Raw genomic sequence first — 23,328 nt, 5'->3', positions numbered from 1 at the left:
GGTAATTAATTTTTGACAAACTCAACACTATTATAATTAGAAAGGGTGAGTTTAGGCTGTAAAAGCAGGCCCTACTTGTATAGGGATCCTTGATCAGTCTGTTAGCCCTAAACTTGTATTTAGGAGTTTGTACAAAACTTCTTCCAATGTGGGCTTTTTTTTTAACTAAACACAAGCAAACATGGATAATATCATAGTTATTGTTGTCGCAGCTGTTGTAGGGCTGGCAATAGGATTCGCAATTGCCAAGATGATGGAGAAGGGCAAGGCATCCAGAACCATTGCCAACGCAAAGAAAGATGCGGCCGATATCATAAAAGAGGCCAAGAAGGAAGGGGAGAACGTAAAGAAGGACAAGATTTTTCAGGCCAAGGAAAGGTTTTTGGAGTTGAAAGCCGAGCATGAAAAGGTCATTATTAATAAAGACAAAAAAATTGGTGAAGCAGAGAAAAGAACAAGAGATAAGGAATCTCAAGTAAGTAGTGAACTCGCCAAGAACAAAAAGCTAAACGACCAATTACAGGAAAAAATAAAAGACGTTGCTTACAAAAGTGAAATACTTGAGAAAAAGCAATCCGAAGTAGAGAAACTTCATAAAAGCCAAGTACAGCAGTTGGAAGTCATATCTGGACTATCGGCCGAAGATGCCAAAGCACAGTTATTGGAATCTTTGAAAGAAACTGCCAAAAGCGATGCCATGGCCTATCTTCAAAATACCTTGGAGGAAGCCAAACTTACCGCACAACAAGAGGCTCGTAAAATTGTAGTGAATACCATTCAACGTATTGGTACCGAAGAAGCTGTGGAAAATTGCGTTTCAGTGTTCAATTTGGAGTCCGATGATGTAAAAGGACGAATTATTGGCCGCGAGGGTAGAAACATTCGTGCTTTGGAATCTGCCACGGGAGTGGAGATTATTGTTGATGATACTCCGGAAGCTATTATACTGTCATGTTTTGATTCGGTTAGAAGGGAAGTGGCCCGTTTATCATTGCACCGGTTGGTAACCGATGGGAGAATTCATCCGGCCCGTATTGAAGAGGTTGTCAAAAAGACCGAAAAACAAATCAACGAAGAAATTGCCGAGATAGGAAAACGTACCGTAATCGATTTGGGTATCCATGGATTGCACCCTGAATTGATCAAGGCGGTAGGCCGAATGAAATATCGTTCCTCCTACGGACAAAACCTATTACAGCACTCTAGGGAAGTAGCCAAACTTTGCGGTGTAATGGCGGCAGAATTGGGACTTAACCCAAAAATTGCCAAGCGAGCCGGACTGCTCCACGATATTGGAAAGGTTCCAATGGCAGAAGTTGAGGTGGAGACACCCCACGCTATATTAGGTATGCAATGGGCACAGAAATATGGCGAAAAAGATGAGGTCTGTAATGCAATTGGGGCTCACCACGATGAAGTTGAAATGACCACATTAATTTCTCCAATAGTCCAAGTTTGTGATGCCATCAGCGGTGCTCGCCCAGGAGCAAGACGACAAGTCCTGGATTCCTACATTCAACGTTTGAAGGATTTGGAAGATATTGCTTTTGGTTTCAACGGAGTGCAGAAAGCCTATGCCATTCAAGCGGGCAGGGAGTTACGTGTTATCGTGGAAAGCGAAAAAGTAAGCGATGACAAAGCAGCCGAGCTTTCTTTCGAAATCTCACAAAAAATACAAACCGATATGACCTATCCCGGTCAGGTAAAAGTTACTGTAATTCGAGAAACTCGCTCGGTGAACGTTGCCAAGTAAAAAAATTATACGCTGTTAGTATTGGGCGTTTTTCATAATCCAATCAACAGGGATATCCTGATAACTTGTGCTGGATCTGTTGGTAGTGTTTGAAGGATTTTTGGACATAACCACGAGCCACATACCGTCTCCATAGGTCATAGACGTTATGGAGTAACCTTTATCCGCCCTTTCTTGAATCCATTCAAAAGGATATTCAACCTGGGTCTTCCATGTTTGTGCCCCGAGTTTGGAACCCTTGCTCATAGATAGCGCCCATAAACCATTCCCATAGGTTGCTGAGGTGATGGCATAGTTTTCGTTCCAATTGTCAATGATCCAATCTCTGGGAATATCATAACTCGTTTTCCACCTCTGGGTCTCAAAACCTGTACTTTTGTTCATAACCACGTACCAATTGCCACCCCCATTGGTCATGGAAGTTATATTGTAATTATCATTCCATTTTTCGGTAATCCAATCCTTGGGAAAGGTGCTCGACTTTTTCCACGATTGTGGTCCTAATCCATATCCTTTGCTCATGAGTACAACAAAAGTATTTTTATTGTCATCAAAATCCATGGTGGTGATGTAAAAGCCTTGATCCCATTGATTCTTGATCCAATCACTGGGATAACTATTGGATTCTTTTATCCTTTGCTCCGAGTAGTTAAGGGTACTATTTTTATCCATTACGGCCGCCCATATAGAATTTTGATCAATACCATTGGCCAACACGGTTACCGCATTGTCCTTAACAGGAAACGATAATTCCCCTTTGTTTAAAAATACCAGTAATTGGAATATAGTTTCTTCCTCTTCAAAATAATCATCCATATATCCTTTTGTCAGTATATCAGGATTCAATTTCACCCAATACAACATAGGTTTCATATATTGGGTTATGTCCCCACCACTAAATCCATTGTCATCTACCGTATAAGCCTGGTAATTGCCGTTACCAATTTCTTTAAGATAAAAATTGTCTGCCGAGTAGCTCGATTCTGATGCTCCTCTTACAATGAATGCATTGGTTCCATCCAAGAATCTGTCGGTAGTGCCATCAGATTTCGTAAAGTTTTTATAAGAACAACTAAAGTTTGCCAAATTGTCCGATCCGTTAGCATAATACTTTACTCTTACCAAGGCTTCACTATCTTCATAAAAAATTACCAATGCAGTGTATTTGATTTCACCACTGATCCAGCTGGTTTCGTAATACGTTTGTGAGAACCCTAAGGTTGATGTTAGTAATGTAAGGGACAGTGCTAAAAAAGTTTTCATTTTGTTGGATGGTATTTTTAATTCCTCTTTGAAGATTAAAAATGGCTATTTACTTAAGAATATTGCAAAAAAAAGAGATGTAGTGCTCAAAAAAGCTAATGAAAGTATATTTTATTCGTATCTACTGTTCATTTTACAAGCTTGTTTCATTGGTTTGTTAAGATGATGAACTGACAATTATCATACTTTGCCAGTCGGAATCAGGCTAACTTCATTCAACGAATTTTAAATTACTGAACGATGAAAATTGGTGTACCTGTTTCGAAAATAATGACCAAAAACTTGGTCACGCTGAGCACCAAAGATGATTTGGTGACTGCAGAACGACTTTTTAAAAAACATCACATAAGACATATCCCTGTGGTTGAGGGCAACAATATTAAAGGTATGCTGAGCCATACGGATTTAATGCGCATCAGTTTTGCAGATGCCATTGATGAACATGAGGAAGTTGTGGATACCATTGTATACAACATGTTTACCATACCTCAGGTAATGGTGCACGATGTGGTGAGTGTAACCTCTGATACTACAATAAAAGATGTTGCCGAAATTTTATCGAAACGAGAATTTCATGCATTACCTGTAGTGGATAATGGGAAGCTAAAAGGTATTGTAACCACAACGGATTTAATTAGGTACTTTTTAAAAAGTATACTCTAATTCTCTAGGTATGAGTAGGGAAAAAAGGAGAAAAATAAGGTAAAGTCTATTCCTCCTCATTGCTGTTTTCTTCTTCTTCGATTTCCTTGTTGAGTTTGTGCTCTAGTATATTGAGCTTCTTCATCTTTTCCTTCCAGGTTTGAAGTGCTTCTTTTTGCTTGTCCAATTTATTGATAACTTCCTTTACCAAAGGGTTGTCCTCAGAATTACCGGAGAAAAACTGCAGGTTGTTCTCCAATTGGCGAATATCGGCTTTTACCTCATCAATTTTACGCTTTACAAAAACACGTTCATTGCCAATGGCGTAATTATCCTCTGTTTTTGCAAGCTCCTGTACTTTGTTTCCGTATTTGAACAGTTCGGATTGTTGCTTGGCAATCCCCAATTTTTTGAAGAGGGCATCCACAATTTTATTGAACTTGCTATTGATATGCTTTTTGTTGTACGGAATACGCCCGTATTGCTTCCATTCGGCCAAAAATGACTTTAGGTCTTCGAGGTCTTTTTTCTTATCACCGCTTAATTGGAAATTTTTTAGACGGTCCAGACACTCGCTCTTCTTTTTAAAGTTCTCGAACTCTTCTTTGTGCGCCTCGTTCTTTTCAGAATGCAAGCGGTCAAAATAATGGTTACAGGCATCTTTAAATTCTTTCCAGATTTTATCGGAATACTTCCTTGGAACATGGCCAATTTTTTTCCAGTCCCTTTGTATGCCTTTCATTTGAGGGGTAACCTCATCCCAGTCTTCGCTATCTTTCAAAGAAATAGCCAGTTCCAAAAGCTCTTTCTTTTTTTCAAGGTTCTGTTGCTGCTCTTTTTTCTGATTTTTATAGAAGGCATTCTTGGTTCTGTTAAACTTGCGAACGGTTTCTTTGAATTGACTCCAAGTATCTTCATTTACCTTTTGTGGCACCCGACCAGCCTTAAAGAATGATTCTCTCAGTGCTTCAACCTCTTTTATTTGTTGCTGGATTCCTCTGTGGTTATCCGAGACGTTTTCGGCAATTTTGGCTATGGAGGCAATAAGCTCTTGCTTTTTTTCCAAATTTTTCTCGTAAACCTTTTCCAATTCTTGGAAATGTTCTTGTCTACGTTGGTGCATCGCCTTGGTGGCCGTACTGAATTTTTCCCAGATTTCTTCACGATGTTCCTTGGCTACGGGGCCAATGTCCTCTTTCCAGATTTTGTGAAGCGTTTGCAGTTCCCTGAACGCTTTGCCCAAGTCTGGCTCATCGGCCAAAGCCTCGGCACGTTCCACCAACTTCTGTTTTTCTTCCAGATTGTGTTTAAAATCCAGGTCGCGCAACTCACGATTCAAGTGCAGAAAATCATAAAAGATTTCCATGTGGTGATGATAGTTGCGCCAAACATCGTTGTAATTGGCGCGGGGAATAGGACCTGCATTCTTCCACCGGTTTTGCAGATCTTTAAAATTATGATAGGTCGTATTGATGTCCTCCTCAATATCTATAAGCCCTTTGAGTTCTTCAATAATATCCAATCGTTTTTGAAGATTGGCTTTTAAAGATTGGTCTAATTGCTTATAGTACTGATCACGTTTTTCACGAAAATCTGAATATACTTCGTTAAACTGCCTCTTGGCTACGGAATTATACCTGAAATCGATTTCATTGCCCCCTTTGGATACAAATTCTTCCTTTTTTTCATCTAGGAATTCTTGGAACTTTTGGTCGAACTCGTATTTTATGGCACTAACATGCTTGTTAATGGCCTGTACCTTTTCATTTTTGACGAGGCGCTGTAATTCTCCGACAAGATTTTCCATGGACATGGAGTGGTAGTCCAACATGGGGATGGTATGGCGCTTTTCGTTTTCCACATCCTCTGCATCCTCTGCATTGGATTCGTCAATTTCTTCTATGTGTTCGTCGGAATCGTTCTTTTCGGTACTCTTTTCATCGCTCTTGGCTTCGGAAACAGTTTCCTTTTCAATCTTTTTCTCTTCTTCATTCTCAGACGTAACCTCTTGGGACACTTTTGGTTCAGCTTGAGTGCTTTCTTCCAATTGTCCTTTTGTGTTTTCTGACGTTTCTTCTATACCACCTTCAGCTTGCTGAAGTTTACCATCGTTTTCCTGCATTAGTAGCTTGTTTACCTATTTGATTGATGAAAATTATAGCCAATTTAACAACTTAATTGTCTAATAGCAAAAGTATTGATTCTTCTTTTGAAGAAGTTTGGAGATGTACGGATTGGCTCAATCCTTATATTGATTGCCCTATTTTAGGGTTGGTTCCAGATTTCCCAAGCTTTTTCGGCTTGTTGCTCCAGCATTTTCAATCCGTTACATATGGCTGCCCCATTGGCTTCACCTAGGGTTAAAAAGGTAGTTTTTTCGGGATTGTAGATTAAGTCGTACAATAAATGGTTGGTGCCAATATGCTGATATGGAATCTGAGGTTTGTCCTCAACCTTGGGGTATGTTCCCAAAGGGGTACAGTTAATGATCAGCGTGTTTTTTTCTATAATGTCTTTATCCAGTTCGCCATAGGTGTACTGACCTTCTTTTTTGCTGCGAGAAACGTAGGTGTTGGGAATTCCCAATTCATCCAAAACAAAGCGAACAGCTTTGGATGCTCCTCCGGTGCCCAAAATCAATGCATTTTTATGATGCGGCTTAAGGAAAGGTTCCAATGATTTTTGAAACCCATAGGCATCGGTATTGAAGCCTTTCAGGCCATTTTTTGTAAACTGAATGGTATTTACAGCACCAATTTTTTCGGCTTTTGCGTCCAATTCATTCAAATAAGGGATAACATCTTGCTTATAGGGTATGGTTACGTTCAGCCCTTTGAGGTTGTTTTGGGCAAGAACATTTTTCAGTTCTCCTATATTTTGAATATCAAAATTCTCGTAGCTATGGTCATTAAGCCCTAAATCCTTGAATTTTTGGGTGAAATATCCCTGCGAAAAGGAATATGAAATGTTTTTACCGAGAAGCCCGAACTTGTTCATTTTTTTGTCTGTTGTTCCCATACCAATCCAAAATCAATAATACCAAAATCCCGATTAAAATAAAAAGTATGGCCCACCATGTTTCTGCCTCTGCCATATTCGGAAAATGACGTGTGTAGTTAAGGATAATTCTGTCCCCGTTAGAGTCCAATAATGGGTTTCCTACTTCGTCTAGCTTAAAAACGGTTCTTTTCCAAGGCCAAAGTACACCCAAAGATCCTGTGATAAACCCTAAAAGAACTGCTGTGGTAATGGCTTTAAAATGTTTAAGCAAATAACTGAGCAAATGCGAAAATGTGACCAATCCGGTAATGGAACCTAAAGTAAACACTCCTAGAATTTTAAGTATTTCCATTCGTTCTTCATTCTTCCAAAAGCTAAAATCTCCCAAGAAAATTTCTGAGAAAGTGTCATAGAGCGCATTGACCGAATCCACAAGAAGCAATACATAATTCCCTAATAAAATCAATATAAAGGAACCGGAGAGGCCAGGGAGTGTCATTCCAGAAACGCTAATGATGCCACAGAAAAAGATAAAAAGTAGGTTGTCGTTTTCACGTGCAGGACTTAAAAAGCTAATGGAAACACCGATAATCAGTCCAATAATCCCTGCTGGAACAGTGCTTTTGTTCCAAGGAGCAAAATCTTTACCTATATGATAAATAGATCCAATGACCATTCCGAAGAAAGTGGCCCAGACAAAAAGTTCGTTGTGCGCCAAGAAATAATCCAATATTCTGGATACGCTAAAATAGCTCACCAGCATTCCAAAAATCAAGAGACCTAAAAATTTAGCGTTGGTATACTTAAAAAAGCTTTTAAATCTTCCATTAAAGAACAATTTCACGGCTTTGGAATTCAGTTTTTGAAGGGAATAGATGAATTCCTCATAAAAACCGGCCACGAAAGCAACAATGCCACCAGAAACTCCAGGAACTTTGTTGGCAGCTCCCATGCATAGGCCTTTTATGACCAAGAAGAAATTATCCAGAAATGTTCTAGGTTGCTGTGGCATGTGACCAAATGGTTTTATCCTATTTTTTGGAGGCTACTCTTTCCAGGATAAAAATAAGTGAAAAACCTATGATGGCTAGGATAATGGCAAGCATTAATTTGCTATCGCCCTCAAATGCCCCGGGAAGCACATTCATATCATCCACTACAATAGTTTTATCTCCAAAAGTTTTGGTTTCCAATACTTCTTTCCAAGGCCAAATTTTATTTAAAGAGCCTAAAATAAAACCGGTCAATAGCGCTAGGGTAATGTTTTTGTAGTGACTGAACATCCATTTGAGCAATCGGGCAAAACTTAAAAGGCCAAAAACGGCTCCTATTCCCACTGTTATAATAATTTTGATGTCTCTTTCGTGAACCGCGTCCAAAATTGTTTTATAAGATCCTAGCAATACGAGAATAAAAGCCCCAGAGATTCCAGGTAGGATCATGGCACATATGGCCAAGGCGCCGGACAAAAACAAATAGGGCAGACTATCGGCGTTATCGCTAACTGGGAGTTCCGTTATGAAGAAGGCCAAGGCTGCTCCTAAAATCAATACCATTACTGTCCCCATTGTCCATTTGGAAATTTCTTTTCCTACAAAAAAGATGGAAGCCACAACCAGTCCAAAGAAAAAGGACCAGAGCAAAATAGGTTCATTTTCCAGAAGCCAGCTCAGGAACTTTGCCAGCGAGAGTACACTAATAAATATTCCCAGGAAAAGGGCCAACAGAAAGTTTCCGTTTACTTTGTGCCATACGGCTTTGATGCCGTCTTTCCGCAAAATTGAAATAAGTGAAAAATCTATATTGTTGATGGAGGTTATGAGTTCTTCATAAATACCAGAGATAAAGGCAATGGTTCCTCCTGATACTCCTGGAACAACATCTGCGGCACCCATGGCCATTCCTTTCAGGGTGATAAAAACATAGTCCAGTATACGACGTGCTTGCATGGATTCGGGAATAATGTGTGGTTACTTGGCTGTTTTCCTAATTTTTGAAACCAGCGCTTTTACCCAATCAACTTCAATGAATTCTGGGAATTCTTTTTCAAACTGCGGCAATTTACCAATATCCAGCTTCATAGCCTTGGATAAGATGGTTTTTGCTTCATCCAAGTCTTCATTTTTTAAATGAATGCCTGCCAACGTATAGGTGAGATCCGAATTATCCGGATAAAACTCCAATCCTTGGATCAATACTTGTATGGCAGAATTGTAATCTCCTATTTTATTGAGGACTTCTGCCCAGTTTCTCCAAGTTTCCAACTCATAATTCCCAAGGTCAACGGTTTGCTTATAAGCAAAATCAGCTTCATCTAAATTATCCATCAAGGAATAGATTTTACCGGCCTTTTTCCAGTATTTTGGGTTTTCGCCATCAATATTTATGGCTTTATTGATGTAGTATAAAGCTTTTTCGTAGTTTTTTTGTCCCAAATGGAAATTGGTAATGGCCAACCAGCCTTTATCCAATAAGGGGTCTTCGTGAACAGTATGATAGTAGTAATATTTGGCCAAGTCATAGTTGCCTAATTTTTCATGGCATTTTCCAAGTCGAAGAAAAGCATAGGAGGTTGGGTCTTCCATGGAGATGGTGGACTCGTAATTTTCGATGGCCTCATTGTACCTGCCTAATTTCTCCAAGACCTTGGCTTTTTCAAAATAAGCACCGATAAAGGAATCATCGGAAATAACGGCGAAATCAAAAGCGGTCAACGCTTCGATGTATAATTTTTTGGCCAAATACATTTTTCCCAATTGATGCCAAGCCACTTCACAATAGGGATTTCTCTCCAAATAATCGTTCAAGTAATGTATGCTGCCTTCAAAATCTTCCAAAAACTCAAAGCAATACACTACATTGTATAGTGATGCGTAATCTCTATCATCAATCTCAACACATCGCATAAAACTTAGTTTGGCCTGCTCGTAGTTGTCCATAAAAAGGTATTCCATTCCTAAAAGGGAATGAATGTCGAACGAGTGGTCGGTAATGTCCAATGCCTCTAAAAGGAGGTTCACTGCTTCTTGGTGCTTGTCCTGTTTGGAGCGGATATTGGCTCTTTGGATATACACTTCCTCATTGCCCGAGTTTATGGTCTGAATTTCATCCAGCAGTGTTTCCGCTGCATCAAATTTATCTTCAAAAGCCAATACCTCTACTTGCAACAGTTTCAATTCCATGGAATTAGGGTGTTGTTCCAAGCCAATCTGAATAGCTTTTTTTCCCAAGGAGATTTTACCGTTGTTCAGGTAGTAGTGAATGATTTCCTCAAAGTCCTCCGCATCAAAGAAATAGACGTCATCCGTCTTGAGCATGGACTCAAACTTGCTAATGGATTTGTCAGGATATTCGTTAGATTCTAACGCCATAGGAACGTTTTTGGTTGAACTATGGACTTAAAATTAACCCTTTGTGGTTCTGTTTAAGTCCAAATTTCGGGTATGTTATCAACAAATTAGTTAACAGTATCGGGTTGGTAGCTATTTAAAATGCTGATAATTTGGTCGCAACCCGCCTCAATTTCTTTCATCGAAATAGTTAATGGAGGTGATATTCTCACGGCTTTGGACTCAAATAAAAGCCAAAAAAGTATCAATCCTTTTTTAGCGGCTTCAAGAACCAAATAATCGGCTATTTTCTTGTTTTCCATAATGGGGGCAAGCATTAATCCTTTGCCCCTTATTTCTTTAATTAAGGGATGCTGCAACAATTTTCGAAACAATTTTTCTTTTTCAAGCGTTTGTGGAATAAGGTCTGTTTCGGTAATCTCTTTTAACGTGGCCAAACTTGCTGCTGCGATTACAGGATTTCCGCCAAAAGTAGTAATGTGGCCGAACTTTGGGTTGTCTTTTAAATCTCCCATAAGCTCATGCGATGCTACAAAAGCACCTACGGGCAGGCCTGCGGCCATTCCTTTTCCAATCACCAAGATGTCGGGTGGGCAGTTAAAGTGCTCAAAAGCGAATAATTTGCCTGTTCTGCCAAAACCAGGCTGTATTTCGTCCAATATCAACAGGGCACCAACTTCATCGCAACGCTTTCTGACTTTTTCCAAGTAACCGTTTTCTGGTACAATAAATCCAGCACCACCTTGAATGGTTTCCAAAACCACACAGGCAGTATGCTCAGTGATTTTTTCCAGTTCTTCACCAGCATTAAAATTTATGAAACGTATATCCGGTATCAATGGACGGAAAACACTTTTGCGTTCTTCCAATCCCATAAGGCTCAAACTACCCATAGTATTCCCATGGTAGGCATTTTTTGCAGCTATTATTTGCGATCGACCTGTGTGTCTCCGGGCCAATTTAATGGCACCTTCCATGGCTTCCGTTCCTGAATTGACCAAATAGGTGGTGTTCAGGTTTTCGGGAAGGAGGGAGGCCAATAATTTTGAGAATTCTACCGCTGGTTTTTGCACATATTCGCCGTATACCATTACGTGCATGTAGCTATCCACTTGATTTTTAATAGCGCTCACCACTTTCGGGTGACAATGTCCCAAACTGCACGCGGAAACTCCTGCCACAAAATCCAAATGGGCATTCCCATCTATATCGTAAATGTAGTTCCCTTTGGCATGTGAAACTTCCAAGGCCAATGGGTGCGGGGAAGTTTGTGCTTGGTATGTGAAAAAGTCGTTTTTGGACATTATGGGGTCTGCGCTTTCTTTTTAAGAACAGGCTTTTTGGGTTTTACCGCTTTTGTATTTGCGTTATTTATAGGGTCGTTCTGGTTCTTCTGTCTTTCATTTTCCTCTGCATCAACATCAATGGGGTTATCTATCCCCCTAATTTTTACCAGTTCAATATTATTATCGTCTTCATCAAATATTTCTTCTTTGGACATTATCCGCTCATCCCCTCGCCATACAAAACCTTTAAATTTTTTTGATTGTTGCTCCCATTGATCTTCTGGAAAAATATCTCCATCAGGTTCAACGTAAAAAGTAATGTCCTCAATATCATTGTTGGCCATCTCAAGTCTGATCTTGCTCGATTTACTTTTATTTACGCCAATTAATTCTTGGTCATCGTTATAGATATAGTAAATCAACTCCGTGTTCTGAACCAGGTCGATAATTTTGAGCTCATTTTCTATAAACTTTCCAAAAAGGTTTATTCCTTTGGCTTGATTGTATCCGGTTCCACTAATGGTGTCCAAGGAAATAATGAAGGCATTTTCTATCACTTTTAGGGAATCCAGCTTATCGGTTTCCAAGTCAGATATTAAATGGATGCTATCCCCGGTGATTTGGTTGTCTACGTTCCAAAGAACAGGGTCCTTGATCAATTGGGTGATTCCGGTTTTTTCATCAAAATGAATGGAATCGCATTTACCGCTTAAGTCGGTTTTGTAAAATTTAGCATTTCTGAAAGCTCTTAAGATGCGTTCTTCCTCTTTTCCTGTAACCATTAAGGTGTCCCCGTGCATGTAGAGGGAATCTTTTTGCACCAGGCTGATGGAAACCGCCCTTTTTGTGGCAAAAACGGAATCTTTGGCCTTGTGCACTTCAGCATAGTGGGCTCTGATCACCCCATTGTTGATGGTGTCTGTAATCTGAATATTGTTGGTTGCTGAAGCAAACTCCGTGACCTTGTCAAAATAGAGGCTGTCCCCTTCAATAATTTTGTTGTCGTAATCTATTCGGGTATTCTTGATGCCGTAGCCTTGTTCTATCGTTGTATCATAAAAACCACGCTCACAATAAATCTTGTACTCTTCCCCGGTAATGGTGGAAGGTCCATACATATAGACATTTTTGGAAGTGGTATAATAATCCAACTGTTCCGAATCTATAATATAATCGGGATTATCTATGTGCACATTACGCTGGAACTGATACTTTTTCGGGGTCATAAAATACGTCCCTACTTTACTGGTAAGCACGTTGGCAGAATCTACCACTTTACCTCCTGAATTATAGTAGGCCTGTTGCTTTTCTCTGTCAAAATAAAGGGTGTCGGTGGTCAAGGTCATTTGACCATTGGTCAAATCCACATTCTCCCAAGCCTTGGCCAGTTTAGTGTTTCCGTCATAATTCATTTTGCCACTATTCATCTCAATGGAGTCCCCTTGTTGCAAACGGATGTTCCCGATGGCCTTTAAACGATTCTCTTCGGCATAAAAAATAGCAATATCGCACCAAAGGTCTGCGCCTTGGTGCTCAAACTGTACTTGTCGCTCATCGTCCTTGCTAAAAATAGAGGCGCCAGGGAATTGGGCCTCATCCTTGGTAAAGTTGGCCCCGTAGACAATGTTTATTTGCCTACCGCCTTCGGGCTGTTGCTCTTGGGCAAAGCCGCTAAAAGCAACGAGAAATAGAATGAAAAATGAAATACTTTTCAAGTTCATGGAATTTTGCCCAAAAGTAGGATTTTTAACGGAAGTGGCATATACCGTTTAGAAAGCTTTGGGAATTCTCTGCCAATTGGTTGCGGGTTTACTTGGATTTTACCTTCCGCGTTTTAGGGTAAGCGTAATTTGCCCGCAATGATAGGTATTGTGATAAAGAATGTGTGCGAAAAGCTTAGTTCTTGAGATGGGCCCAAAAAATGGAGTGTCAATCGTTTCTATCCATTCTTTTTCTGAAAGATTTTCAACAAGATCACTCAGTTTTTTGTAACCGTCTTCCACTAGTTTTTGGCTTTCTTCCTTGTTGTACACCTTACCATTGTCAATTTTTCCCATAGTGGTGTTTTTGACTTCGGCAGGAATGCCAAAAAATTGAGCAAGTAGGTGCATAAGCTCCCCAATATGACGATAGATAAATCCGACTGATGCGGTATCCTCATTTAATTTCAGGGTGCTGTTTTCCTGAGTGATCTCGTTGAAAGTGAAATCACATGTTTTTCTGTTTTGTGCAAGTAAATCATAAAGGATACCCTTCGTCATGCAGTTTATTTGTTTAAAAATGCTGAGTACATCCAAATCAATTTTTCCTGTTCACGAATGTAATCGCTCATCAGGGCGTTGGTGCCCTCATCGTTGGAATCCCCGGCCATTTCTAAAAGCTCTCTCTCCAAAGGCAACAGTACTTCATATCCATTTAGGATTGCCTGAACCGCTTCCGTGCCACCCGACACATTTTTTGCAACCTTTATTTTTGATAGCTCTGAGTAATCCTCATACGTATGAAGTGGAGTAAAGCCCAAGGTTAAAATTCTTTCGGCAATCTCATCGATTTTTATCAGTGAATCGTTGTAGAGTTCTTCAAATTTTATATGCAACTCAAAAAACTTTTCACCTTTGATGTTCCAGTGAAATCCGCGGGCATTCATGTAAAATATTTGATAGTTGGCCAAAAGTCGGTTTAGTTTATCGGATAGGTCGCTAGATGCTTGTTTATCAAGCCCAATTTGATTGAGTTTATTTGTCATGTCTTCTTATTTTAAGATGATTTAAAGGTAAAGAATAGGTGCCGCCTCTACAGTGATATAAGTCACATACACAAGCGATAAATCAATCATTTTTTCTTCATCAAACTAATGGCGAACCCACCTCCTTCTGCTAATTGAACCGTCAAAGGGGAACCTTTACTAATGTTGATTTCCTCAATGCTGATTGTGGTAGGATTGTTTTTGTAATGTGCATCTTCTGCATCTTTGTATATAGTGGCCTTATACACCCCACCATCATCCAAAAAATCAAAATCAATAGTAATTTCCCTGGCATTTTCATCAGTGATGCCGCCAACGAACCAATTGCCTGTTTCTCGTTCTTTACGGGCTATGGTCACGTAGTCGCCTACTTCTCCGTTCAATACATTGGTCTCTTCCCAGTCCACACCAACATCCCTAATAAATTGCAAGGCGGGTTGCCCTTCGTAATTTTCGGGTAGGTCGCAAGCCATTTGAACAGGACTGTAAATAACGACATACAGCGCCAGTTGCTGTGCTAGTGTGGTGTTTACGTGGTTGTTTTCCTTGCTGGGAATGTCAATGTCAAAAACTCCGGGAGTAAAATCTATTGGGCCTGCCAACATCCTTGTAAAGGCCACAATGGGCAAGTGCTCTGGAGGGTTTCCTCCATCGGCCGACCAGGCATTGAATTCTTGTCCACGGAGCCCTTCACGTGCAATGGCATTGGGGTAGGTTCTTCGAATTCCTGTCGCTTTAATAGGTTCATGCGCATTAATGGCGACATTATATTTGGCAGCTGTTTCCAATACTTTTCTGTAATGATTCACCATCCATTGCCCGTGGTGGTACTCTCCTTTTGGGATAATTTTGCCCACATAACCTGTTTTAACGGAGTGTATGCCCAATTGGTTCATTAATTGATAGGCAGTATCCAATTGTTGCTCGTAGGTTCGTGGTGCCGCCGAGGTCTCGTGATGCATTATAATTTCCACACCTTTTTCCTTGGCGTATCGATTCAATTCTTTTAAATCATAATCGGGGTAGGGGGTCACAAAATCGAAGACTCCTTCGCGGTCCTCAAAACCTATCCAATGTTCCCATCCCGTGTTCCAGCCTTCGACCAAAACACCTTTGATGTTGTTTTTAGCGGCAAAGTCAATATAGCGCTTAGTATTTTCTGTGGTCGCCCCGTGTTTGCCCGTAGGTTTTAAATCATTGGTAAAAGTGTTCATGTCCTGCGAGCCTGCGTAGTCCCAAGTAGACTTGCCCACGTGCATTTCCCACCAAATGCCTACATATTTTTTGGGTTCGAACCAGTTAATATCGCCTAGTTTGTTGGGCTCATTGAGGTTTACAATCAATTTTGATTCTATAAGGTCGCTGGCGTTGTCGGCAATTTGAATGCTACGCCATGGTGTTTTAAAGGGAAGTTCCCGTTTTACTTTGTACCCATTTCTATCGGAACCTACCAATTCACTGGTCAATAACAGGGATTCATTATCAACTTTTAAGGTCATTCCGGCATAATCGGTAAGATTGGCCTCATGAAAACTCAAATGCAGCCCGTCTGCACCGCGCATGGTAACTGGGGTATTCACTGCATTTTCGGGAATATAGGTCGCCGCAAGGTCGGCATTGTCTCTTTTGGAAATAGCATCGATCTCGGAAACCTTGGTAGTGTTGTAGAGATGTTCATAGATATCCCAGTCGCCGGGAATCCAAAATGTAGTATAATCTTCGGTCAACTGGAATTCCGTGTTTTCATCCATAATGATGATGCTATCTATGCCCTGCTGGGGCAAAAACTCATAACGGAGGCCTATCCCATCGTCATACGCCCTAAAATAGATATTGAATCTACGGTTCGGAGCTTGGATCTCTTCGAGTTCTATTTTGAGCTCATTGTAATTATTTACAACTTCCTTTTGTTCGCCCCAAGGCATCTCCCAAGTTTCGTTGATCGCATTTGTGCTTGAATTGATGATGCTTAGGTTTCCGCTCAAAGATTTTTGGTCTTTGAAATCAAAACTCATGGAAGAAGAATCAATGACAATCTGGTCATTATGATTCACAAAATAATAGGGTGCGCCATCTTCCGAAAGATGAAAATCGATGGAATTGGTACCGCTGGGAGATGTAATCGATAATAACTTAGGTCCGTCGGTACAGGAAGTAAGCAGTCCTACTAAAAATAGTAAGGTAAGTATTTTGTTCATGTTATTGATTTTTAGTCAATTATGTGTTAAGTAAAATAATGCCTAGATTTGAAAAACAGGACATTGAAGTTACTGAAAAATGAACAAAAAACCGAAGTTTACCTATGAATAGTCTGGGTCCTATCCGGACCTACGGATACTATTTTAATGGGTACATTTAATTGCTCTTCCAAAAACGCAATATAGTCGTTTAAGGTAGCTGGCAATTCTTCTGCTTTGGAAAGTTTTGTAAGGTCCTTGGACCATCCTTTCATCTCGGTATATAAAGGAGTTACATACTCTTCTTCAATGTTGTAGGGCAAATGCTGAATTTCTTCACCTTTATATTTGTATGCAGTACATACTTTAATGTCGTCAAAACCGCTTAGAACATCGGCTTTCATCATCATCAATTCGGTTACCCCGTTAATTTGAACGGCATATTTCAAGGCAACCAAATCCAACCAACCACAACGTCTTGGTCTTCCTGTGGTGGCACCAAACTCGTTACCTATTTTTGCCATTCTTGCACCATCCTCATCAAAAAGTTCGGTCGGGAATGGTCCACTACCAACTCGCGTTGTGTATGCTTTAAATATTCCCAAAACCCTTTCAATTTTATTGGGAGCAACACCCAATCCAGTACATGCGCCTGCCGCTGTAGTGTTGGAAGAGGTTACAAAGGGATAGGTTCCGAAATCAATATCCAATAGGGAACCTTGTGCACCTTCGGCCAAAATCTTTTTGCCTTCGGCCTGAGCTTTAAAAATGTATTCCTCGCTATCAATAAAGGTCAGTTTTTTAAGGGTTTCCACGCCTTCGTAAAATTCAGCCTCCAATTCATCGAGGTTGTACTGAATATCTACATCATAAAAATCAATCATGGCCTCGTGCTTATCGGCGAGGGCACGGTATTTTGTTTTCCAGTCCTCGAACTCCAAATCCCCAACACGCATACCATTACGGCCAGTTTTGTCCATATAAGTTGGGCCGATACCTTTTAGGGTAGAACCAATTTTCGCTTTTCCTTTGGAAGCTTCGGAAGCGGCATCCAATAAGCGGTGGGTGGGCAGAATCAAATGGGCTTTTCTGGATATAAAAAGCTTGGACTCAATATCAATATTGAATTGCTCCAAATTATCCAGTTCTTTTTTGAAGATTACAGGGTCTATTACCACTCCATTCCCAACAATGTTGATGGCGTTTTTGTGAAAAATTCCTGAGGGAATAGTGTGTAAAACGTGTTTAATGCCATCAAATTCCAAAGTGTGTCCTGCGTTTGGACCTCCTTGAAATCGAGCGATAATATCGTATTCCTTGGTCAGTACATCAACAATTTTTCCTTTTCCTTCGTCTCCCCATTGGAGTCCAAGCAATAAATCTACCATGTAATGTGTGGGTTATTCGGTTAGGTTTTCTTCTTCTTTGTTTCGAGTTCCGTAGAAATATAATGAGTGATTGTTGATCTTAATGTCAAAAACCTCTTCTATTGTCTTTTTTATGGATTGAATTCTTGGGTCACAAAATTCTACCACCTCGCCAGTGTCAGTGAGTATGACATGATCATGCTGGCGGTCAAAATATGACTTCTCGTACTGTGCTTGGTTTTTGCCAAATTGGTGCTTACGTACCAATTTGCTTTCCAACAAAAGTTCTATAGTGTTGTAGAGCGTGGCTCGACTTACCCTATAGTTTTTTGTTTTCATTTTAATGTAGAGGGATTCCACATCAAAATGATCATTACTGTCATATATTTCTTGTAAAATGGCGTAGCGTTCAGGGGTCTTGCGGTGCCCTTTTTCCTCAAGGAATGAGGTGAACACATTTTTTACAATTTCCTGATTTTTATTGTTTCCCATGGCTTTCTACCTATGCTAATGCACAAAGGTACAGTTAAAAATTAAATTCTGGTCACTTTATCTATCCCTTCGACCTGCTTTAAACTGTTCATTAATTTTTTAAGGATATTATTGTTTTTTACGACCAAAGTGATTTTCCCCTTGAAGGTTCCACCATCCGCACTAAAGTTAAGATTCCGCATATTAACGTGCATATTTTCCGAGATAATTTTGGTGATGTCCTTTACCAATCCCATGTTATCGATTCCAGTGATTTGAATATCGACAGAAAACTCCTCCTGTGATGAATCTATCCATTTGGCACTAATAATCCTGTATGCATAGTTGGATTGTAATGAAATGGCATTAGGGCAGTTCTTTTTATGAACTTTGATACCATCGGTCACACTAACAAAGCCAAAAACTTCGTCCCCCGGAATGGGGTTGCAACATTGGGATAATTTGTAGTTTAACCGCTCTTCTTCCTTGCCAAAAACCAGTAAATCATATTTGGTGGTAATTTCATTTTTGTCGACATCTTTAGGAACAGGGGTCTTGCGGATTCGGTTCTTAAAGAAATTGATAAATGCATTATGGTACGAGGAGGCAAAATCTTTGAGTTTTTCATTATCAATTACTCCGATACCCACCCGATAGAAAAGATCCAAACTGGTCTTCAATTTGAAGAAAGTCACCAGCTTGTTTACGGTATCCTCGTTTAGATTGATTTTTTGCGCTTTCAGTTTTCGGCGTAATATTTCCTTACCATCTGCAGCGACCTCTTTTTTCTCTTCACCGAGCGATGATTTAATCTTGGAACGAGCTCGTGCCGTTTGCGCGTAATCCAACCAGCTTTGGGTAGGTTTGGCACTTTCGGAAGTTATAATCTCAACCTGGTCACCGCTGCGGAGCACGGTTCCCAAGGGCACGAGTTTTCCGTTAACCTTGGCTCCACGGGTCTTCAGGCCTACTTCGGTATGAATATTAAAGGCAAAATCCAAGGCGGTCGCTCCTTTGGGCATCGATTTTAAATCCCCTTTTGGGGTAAAGACAAATATTTCCTTGGAATATAGGTTTAGCTTGAATTCTTCAACAAAATCAACGGCATTCCCATTGGCGCCTTCCAGGGCTTCTTGTAGCTTGTTCAGCCATTCTTCTATGCCCTGTTCTTTTTGGTTTCCATGCTTGTATTTAAAGTGTGCGGCATAGCCTTTTTCCGCAATTTCGTGCATGCGCTCACTTCGTATCTGAACTTCAACCCATTTGCCCTTTGGTCCCATTACTGTAATGTGGAGTGCTTCATAACCCGTGGATTTGGGCGATGTAATCCAATCACGCAATCGAATAGGGTTGGGGGTGAAGTGATCTGTAACAATAGAATATATCTTCCAAGCGAGGAACTTCTCGTTCTTACGGTCCGATTTGTATATTATCCGAATCGCAAATTTATCATAGACCTCGTCAAAGGTGACATTCTGGGTCTTCATCTTTTTACGGATGGAGAAAATGGATTTCATCCTCCCTTTGATGTAGTAATTCAAACCCTCTTTATCCAGAGAAGTCCTAATGACATTGGCAAAGTCCTCAATATAAGCTAAACTCTCTTCCTCGGTATCCTCTATTTTAGCCTGAATATCATGATAGACTTCGGGCTCTGTGTATTTTAATGAAAGATCTTCCAGATGGGTCTTTATATTGTACAACCCTATTCTGTGTGCTAGTGGAGCATAAATGTAAAGTGTTTCGGATGCAATTTTTACCTGCTTGTGCTCTGGCATGGAATCCATGGTGAGCATATTATGGTACCGGTCCGCAATCTTAATAATAATTACCCGAACATCATCGTGTAGGGTCAGCAGCATTTTTCTAAAGTTCTCTGCCTGCTGACTGATGTCCTTGTCCTTTTTAAGGTGGGCAATTTTAGTTAGACCATCTACAATCCGGGCAACCGTCTCCCCAAACATTCGTTCAATATCATCTAGGGTGTAGGGGGTATCTTCAACCACATCGTGGAGTAGGGCAGAGGCAATGGAAACGGCATCCAGACCTATTTCCGAAGCTACAATCTTGGCTACGGCGATAGGGTGAAAAATATAAGCTTCCCCGGATTTACGTCGCTGGTCTTTGTGGGCATCCACGGCCACATCAAAGGCAGAACGAATCAACTTCTTGTCCTCGTCCGTCAGCGTTTGGTAGCTAATGCGAAGTAATTCCTTGTACTGCTTCGCAATCTCCTTGTTCTCTTTTTCAATAGCAGCCTCTGTCATAGTATATTAAATTTACTACAATCTTATAATCTAACCAACAAAATCTATGCCTTTAGGTTTCGGATACGTTCCACCAATGGTGGGTGAGAGTAGTGAACAAAAACATAGGCGGGATGCGGCGTTAAGTTGCTCAAGCTTTTTTTGGACAACTTTTTTAAGGATGATACCAATGGTGATGCGGCAAATGTGGTCTTCGCAAAATCATCGGCCTGAAACTCAAATTTTCGCGACAAATAGTTCATGATCAAACCAGTTATTTCCGAGATTGGACTGTACAACAAAGCAAATCCGACCAATGCGGCATGGAAACTTGGTGTGGACACGCCAATAGCCAATGAAATTTCAGGATGGTTGATGAACAATGAAAGTATGAACAATGTCAGGCCTGTAGTCGAGAGGGAAACAATAAGGTTGACAATGATGTGTTTACGTTTATAATGACCTACTTCGTGTGCCAGAACAGCCACAATTTCATCTTCGCTCAAATCATTTATCAACGTATCGAATAGCGTGATGCGTTTTTCCTTTCCGAAACCTGAAAAATAGGCATTTGCCTTTGTGGAACGCTTGGAGCCGTCAATCACAAAAATATTTTGAAGCTCAAAACCCACTTTTTGCGCATAGTCTTCAATAGCGCTTTTTAAGCTTCCGTCTTGCAGCGGTGTCTGCTTATTGAAAAGGGGAACGATCAAGCGGCTATAAAATAAATTGATGAATAAAATGACCACACCGACTATGATCCATGCATAAATCCAAAAATCGGGACCTGTGGATTGGTAGAACAACATAAACAGTGTCAAAATACCTCCTCCCAAAATGATGGTGAGGATACCACCCTTCAGTTTATCCGATAAAAAAGTGGATTTGGTGGTTTTGTTGAATCCGTATTTCTCCTCAATCACAAAAGTTCGATAATAGGAGAATGGTAATCCCAAAATCGAACTCCCCAACATAATGATTCCAAAGAAAATCAAAGCCATGGGAACGGGTTTGTCGGAAATGGAGCGAGTGAGTTGGTCAACCCATTCAAAACCTCCGAAAAACAAAAAACATATTGTCAGCACTAGGGAGAATCCATCGGAAATAACCCCGAATTTATAGTTGGTTCGTTTGTATTGTTGTGATTTTTTATACTCGTTTTCGTCAAAAATATCAGCGAGTTCCGGCGGGAGCGTAGATTTGAAACGCTTTGCATTCAGGTACTCCAAATACTGGTGAACCAGATATTGAACCACAAGGATGCCCAGGATAACATAAAAGAGTGAATTTTTTTCCATAGTTTAAAATCCGCGCTGGCGCTTCGCTTCAAATATAAGTATTGCAGCGGATACCGAAACATTCATGGAGTCTATTTCTCCTTGCATCGGTATAATTATGTTTTGGTCGGAATTTTGAAGCCAAGTATCGGTCAATCCAGTAGCCTCCGTGCCCATTACAAGGGCCGAAGCGGCTTTAAAATCACAATCAACATAATTTTTTGAAGCAGTCAGGGCAGCACAGTAAATTTTGATTTGGTTGGTTTGTAAAAAATCAATGATTTCGTCCGTGGTTCCTACGCCTATCTGGTTGGTAAAAAGACAACCTACGCTGGAACGGATAATGTTTGGACTATATAGGTCAGATTTGGGATTTGCTATTAAAACAGCGTCAACGGCAGCGGCATCCGCAGTTCGTAACAGGGCACCGATATTTCCTGGTTTTTCGGGAGCTTCGGCAACCAACACCAAAGGTGTTTTGTTCTTAAAGATGATGTTGTCCAATGTATGATTTTTGGACTGCATCAACCCGAGAACGCCTTCTGTGGTGCCGCGGTGGGCAATTTTACCATAAACGCTTTCGGAAACTTGGATGATTTCTGGGTCTGAAGCTTTTGTAATCGATGCAATAGAAATGTCACCCATGATTTCTGGACAAAAAAGAAGAGTTTGCAAACTATATCCTCCTTTTTGCGCCAATTCAATTTCCCGTTGTCCCTCTACAACAAAAAGCCCTATTTTTCTTCGTTCACGGGATTTTTCCTTGAGGAGCAGGATTTTTTTTACCAAAGGGTTTTGGGCACTACTAATCAGTTTAGTTTCCATACGCATGGTAAAAATAGCCATTCCTGTAATTAAAAAAAGGGCTTTTCGACCAACTGGTAAAATACATACCATGAACAAATTAACCATCTTATTACTTTTTCTGGTCATTTCGGCCTGTAAACAAAATTCAAAACCTGTAAAGGCTGAAGAACCTGCCCAGGAAGAAATGTCAGAATCCAAACCTCAATACCCAGATGCCTTGGTCAAGGTTTTTGATGCGCATGGAGGATTAGGGCAATGGAAAAAACAGCGAACCTTATCCTTTGTACTTCCAAAGTCCAAACTTGAGGAAACCCATACCATAGATCTATGGTCTAGAATGGACAAAGTTGAAACCGAGCAATTTACCATGGGATTTGATGGTAGTAAGACCTGGCTTTTGGACACAGATGAAACCTATAAAGGTGATGTAGTGTTTTATCATAATTTGATGTTTTATTTCTACGCGATGCCTTTTGTGTTGGCCGATGATGGAATTGTGTATTCAGAAACTGAGGACTTGGAATATGAAGGGAAGAGTTATCCAGGCGTAAAAATTGCCTATCAATCCGGTGTTGGTGCTTCATCTAAAGATGAATATTATATACATTTTGATCCTGATACCCATCAAATGACTTGGTTGGGATATACGGTAACCTATCGTTCTGGAGAGACCTCCGATAATGTAAGATGGATTAATTACAAGGATTGGCAAGAGTTGAATGGGGTTGTGCTTCCCAAATCCATCACTTGGCACAAATATGAGGGAAGAAAAATTATGGAGGCTGCTAGCACGGTCACTTTCGAAGACGTTGCTTTGAGCACAACTCCAAAACCCAATGGTTTTTATGCAAAACCTGAGGATGGAAACTTTACTCCATGAAAAAATAATAATCGATTATATAAAACAAAAAAAGGCGCCAATTTTGGCGCCTTTTTTGTTTTG

At 40.3% G+C, this 23,328-nt stretch carries 19 protein-coding genes and 1 other RNA gene; 4 read left to right on the top strand and 16 right to left on the bottom strand.

Features of this window, described 5'->3' with window-relative positions; all coding sequences use genetic code 11:
- Positions 1 to 19 precede the first annotated feature (19 nt).
- Positions 20 to 129: non-coding RNA, 6S RNA (gene ssrS, locus ACQQ5U_RS08700), on the top strand.
- Positions 130 to 181: 52 nt separating this feature from the next.
- Complete coding sequence (gene rny / locus ACQQ5U_RS08695) at positions 182 to 1,753, top strand: ribonuclease Y (protein ID WP_437396789.1); 1,572 nt, start codon at positions 182 to 184, stop codon at positions 1,751 to 1,753.
- 15 nt (positions 1,754 to 1,768) lie between these two features.
- Here rny and ACQQ5U_RS08690 read toward each other — a convergent pair whose 3' ends face one another.
- Complete coding sequence (locus ACQQ5U_RS08690; RefSeq protein WP_437396787.1) at positions 1,769 to 3,016, bottom strand: DUF7477 domain-containing protein; 1,248 nt, start codon at positions 3,014 to 3,016, stop codon at positions 1,769 to 1,771.
- A gap of 240 nt (positions 3,017 to 3,256) precedes the next feature.
- Here ACQQ5U_RS08690 and ACQQ5U_RS08685 point away from each other — a divergent pair, with 240 nt between their 5' ends.
- On the top strand, positions 3,257 to 3,679 hold the full coding sequence (locus tag ACQQ5U_RS08685; protein ID WP_119608491.1) for a CBS domain-containing protein: 423 nt from the start codon (positions 3,257 to 3,259) through the stop codon (positions 3,677 to 3,679).
- Between the two features lie 46 nt (positions 3,680 to 3,725).
- Here ACQQ5U_RS08685 and ACQQ5U_RS08680 read toward each other — a convergent pair whose 3' ends face one another.
- The 15 genes from ACQQ5U_RS08680 to ACQQ5U_RS08610 form a co-directional block, all read right to left on the bottom strand.
- Positions 3,726 to 5,780 carry a DUF349 domain-containing protein gene (locus ACQQ5U_RS08680; RefSeq protein ID WP_437396785.1) on the bottom strand — a complete coding sequence of 685 codons (2,055 nt, stop codon included), beginning with the start codon at positions 5,778 to 5,780 and terminating at the stop codon, positions 3,726 to 3,728.
- Positions 5,781 to 5,923: 143 nt separating this feature from the next.
- Entirely contained in the window at positions 5,924 to 6,655 is a 732-nt protein-coding gene (locus ACQQ5U_RS08675; RefSeq protein ID WP_437396783.1) for a shikimate dehydrogenase family protein, read from the bottom strand.
- Positions 6,630 to 7,670, bottom strand: a complete 1,041-nt coding sequence (locus ACQQ5U_RS08670) for a DUF368 domain-containing protein (RefSeq protein ID WP_437396782.1) — start codon at positions 7,668 to 7,670, stop codon at positions 6,630 to 6,632. Before ACQQ5U_RS08670 ends, ACQQ5U_RS08675 begins: the two co-directional genes overlap by 26 nt.
- Positions 7,671 to 7,689: 19 nt before the next feature.
- Positions 7,690 to 8,607: a DUF368 domain-containing protein gene (locus tag ACQQ5U_RS08665; protein ID WP_437396780.1), complete on the bottom strand. Its 918-nt coding sequence runs from the start codon at positions 8,605 to 8,607 to the stop codon at positions 7,690 to 7,692.
- A gap of 21 nt (positions 8,608 to 8,628) precedes the next feature.
- Entirely contained in the window at positions 8,629 to 10,029 is a 1,401-nt protein-coding gene (locus tag ACQQ5U_RS08660; RefSeq protein ID WP_437396778.1) for a tetratricopeptide repeat protein, read from the bottom strand.
- An 86-nt stretch (positions 10,030 to 10,115) separates the two neighbouring features.
- Entirely contained in the window at positions 10,116 to 11,312 is a 1,197-nt protein-coding gene (locus ACQQ5U_RS08655; RefSeq protein WP_437396776.1) for an aspartate aminotransferase family protein, read from the bottom strand.
- Positions 11,312 to 13,015 carry an OstA-like protein gene (locus tag ACQQ5U_RS08650; protein ID WP_437396775.1) on the bottom strand — a complete coding sequence of 568 codons (1,704 nt, stop codon included), beginning with the start codon at positions 13,013 to 13,015 and terminating at the stop codon, positions 11,312 to 11,314. The genes ACQQ5U_RS08655 and ACQQ5U_RS08650 overlap by 1 nt, the downstream gene beginning before the upstream one ends.
- Positions 13,016 to 13,114: 99 nt before the next feature.
- Positions 13,115 to 13,555: a DinB family protein gene (locus ACQQ5U_RS08645; RefSeq protein ID WP_437396774.1), complete on the bottom strand. Its 441-nt coding sequence runs from the start codon at positions 13,553 to 13,555 to the stop codon at positions 13,115 to 13,117.
- A 5-nt stretch (positions 13,556 to 13,560) separates the two neighbouring features.
- On the bottom strand, positions 13,561 to 14,040 hold the full coding sequence (locus ACQQ5U_RS08640; RefSeq protein ID WP_437396772.1) for a Dps family protein: 480 nt from the start codon (positions 14,038 to 14,040) through the stop codon (positions 13,561 to 13,563).
- Between the two features lie 86 nt (positions 14,041 to 14,126).
- Positions 14,127 to 16,238: a glycoside hydrolase family 97 protein gene (locus tag ACQQ5U_RS08635; protein ID WP_437396771.1), complete on the bottom strand. Its 2,112-nt coding sequence runs from the start codon at positions 16,236 to 16,238 to the stop codon at positions 14,127 to 14,129.
- 98 nt (positions 16,239 to 16,336) lie between these two features.
- Positions 16,337 to 17,605, bottom strand: coding sequence for an adenylosuccinate synthase (locus ACQQ5U_RS08630; protein ID WP_437396769.1), 1,269 nt, complete (start codon positions 17,603 to 17,605; stop codon positions 16,337 to 16,339).
- Between the two features lie 12 nt (positions 17,606 to 17,617).
- On the bottom strand, positions 17,618 to 18,076 hold the full coding sequence (locus ACQQ5U_RS08625; protein WP_437396768.1) for a Fur family transcriptional regulator: 459 nt from the start codon (positions 18,074 to 18,076) through the stop codon (positions 17,618 to 17,620).
- 41 nt (positions 18,077 to 18,117) lie between these two features.
- Positions 18,118 to 20,322, bottom strand: coding sequence for a RelA/SpoT family protein (locus ACQQ5U_RS08620; protein ID WP_437396766.1), 2,205 nt, complete (start codon positions 20,320 to 20,322; stop codon positions 18,118 to 18,120).
- Positions 20,323 to 20,366: 44 nt separating this feature from the next.
- On the bottom strand, positions 20,367 to 21,599 hold the full coding sequence (locus tag ACQQ5U_RS08615) for a M48 family metallopeptidase (RefSeq protein WP_437396764.1): 1,233 nt from the start codon (positions 21,597 to 21,599) through the stop codon (positions 20,367 to 20,369).
- 3 nt (positions 21,600 to 21,602) lie between these two features.
- Positions 21,603 to 22,424: a TrmH family RNA methyltransferase gene (locus ACQQ5U_RS08610; RefSeq protein WP_437396762.1), complete on the bottom strand. Its 822-nt coding sequence runs from the start codon at positions 22,422 to 22,424 to the stop codon at positions 21,603 to 21,605.
- A 49-nt stretch (positions 22,425 to 22,473) separates the two neighbouring features.
- Here ACQQ5U_RS08610 and ACQQ5U_RS08605 point away from each other — a divergent pair, with 49 nt between their 5' ends.
- Complete coding sequence (locus tag ACQQ5U_RS08605; RefSeq protein WP_437396761.1) at positions 22,474 to 23,265, top strand: DUF6503 family protein; 792 nt, start codon at positions 22,474 to 22,476, stop codon at positions 23,263 to 23,265.
- The last annotated feature ends 63 nt before the right edge of the window (positions 23,266 to 23,328 follow it).

The organism is Flagellimonas lutimaris, assembly GCF_051494225.1.
GTDB lineage: Bacteria > Bacteroidota > Bacteroidia > Flavobacteriales > Flavobacteriaceae > Flagellimonas > Flagellimonas lutimaris_A.
The sequence above is the reverse complement of the archived record's forward strand: the minus strand, read 5'-3'. Positions and strand labels throughout refer to the sequence as shown.

Coding starts and splice junctions, on each gene's coding strand:
- ACQQ5U_RS08665 (WP_437396780.1), bottom strand. CDS start 8,607: ATGCAAGCACGTCGTATACTGGACTATGTTTTTATCACCCTGAAAGGA.
- ACQQ5U_RS08635 (WP_437396771.1), bottom strand. CDS start 16,238: ATGAACAAAATACTTACCTTACTATTTTTAGTAGGACTGCTTACTTCC.
- rny (WP_437396789.1), top strand. CDS start 182: ATGGATAATATCATAGTTATTGTTGTCGCAGCTGTTGTAGGGCTGGCA.
- ACQQ5U_RS08680 (WP_437396785.1), bottom strand. CDS start 5,780: ATGCAGGAAAACGATGGTAAACTTCAGCAAGCTGAAGGTGGTATAGAA.
- ACQQ5U_RS08655 (WP_437396776.1), bottom strand. CDS start 11,312: ATGTCCAAAAACGACTTTTTCACATACCAAGCACAAACTTCCCCGCAC.
- ACQQ5U_RS08620 (WP_437396766.1), bottom strand. CDS start 20,322: ATGACAGAGGCTGCTATTGAAAAAGAGAACAAGGAGATTGCGAAGCAG.
- ACQQ5U_RS08605 (WP_437396761.1), top strand. CDS start 22,474: ATGAACAAATTAACCATCTTATTACTTTTTCTGGTCATTTCGGCCTGT.
- ACQQ5U_RS08685 (WP_119608491.1), top strand. CDS start 3,257: ATGAAAATTGGTGTACCTGTTTCGAAAATAATGACCAAAAACTTGGTC.
- ACQQ5U_RS08615 (WP_437396764.1), bottom strand. CDS start 21,599: ATGGAAAAAAATTCACTCTTTTATGTTATCCTGGGCATCCTTGTGGTT.
- ACQQ5U_RS08645 (WP_437396774.1), bottom strand. CDS start 13,555: ATGACGAAGGGTATCCTTTATGATTTACTTGCACAAAACAGAAAAACA.
- ACQQ5U_RS08630 (WP_437396769.1), bottom strand. CDS start 17,605: ATGGTAGATTTATTGCTTGGACTCCAATGGGGAGACGAAGGAAAAGGA.
- ACQQ5U_RS08650 (WP_437396775.1), bottom strand. CDS start 13,015: ATGAACTTGAAAAGTATTTCATTTTTCATTCTATTTCTCGTTGCTTTT.
- ACQQ5U_RS08670 (WP_437396782.1), bottom strand. CDS start 7,670: ATGCCACAGCAACCTAGAACATTTCTGGATAATTTCTTCTTGGTCATA.
- ACQQ5U_RS08675 (WP_437396783.1), bottom strand. CDS start 6,655: ATGAACAAGTTCGGGCTTCTCGGTAAAAACATTTCATATTCCTTTTCG.
- ACQQ5U_RS08610 (WP_437396762.1), bottom strand. CDS start 22,424: ATGGCTATTTTTACCATGCGTATGGAAACTAAACTGATTAGTAGTGCC.
- ACQQ5U_RS08660 (WP_437396778.1), bottom strand. CDS start 10,029: ATGGCGTTAGAATCTAACGAATATCCTGACAAATCCATTAGCAAGTTT.
- ACQQ5U_RS08640 (WP_437396772.1), bottom strand. CDS start 14,040: ATGACAAATAAACTCAATCAAATTGGGCTTGATAAACAAGCATCTAGC.
- ACQQ5U_RS08625 (WP_437396768.1), bottom strand. CDS start 18,076: ATGGGAAACAATAAAAATCAGGAAATTGTAAAAAATGTGTTCACCTCA.
- ACQQ5U_RS08690 (WP_437396787.1), bottom strand. CDS start 3,016: ATGAAAACTTTTTTAGCACTGTCCCTTACATTACTAACATCAACCTTA.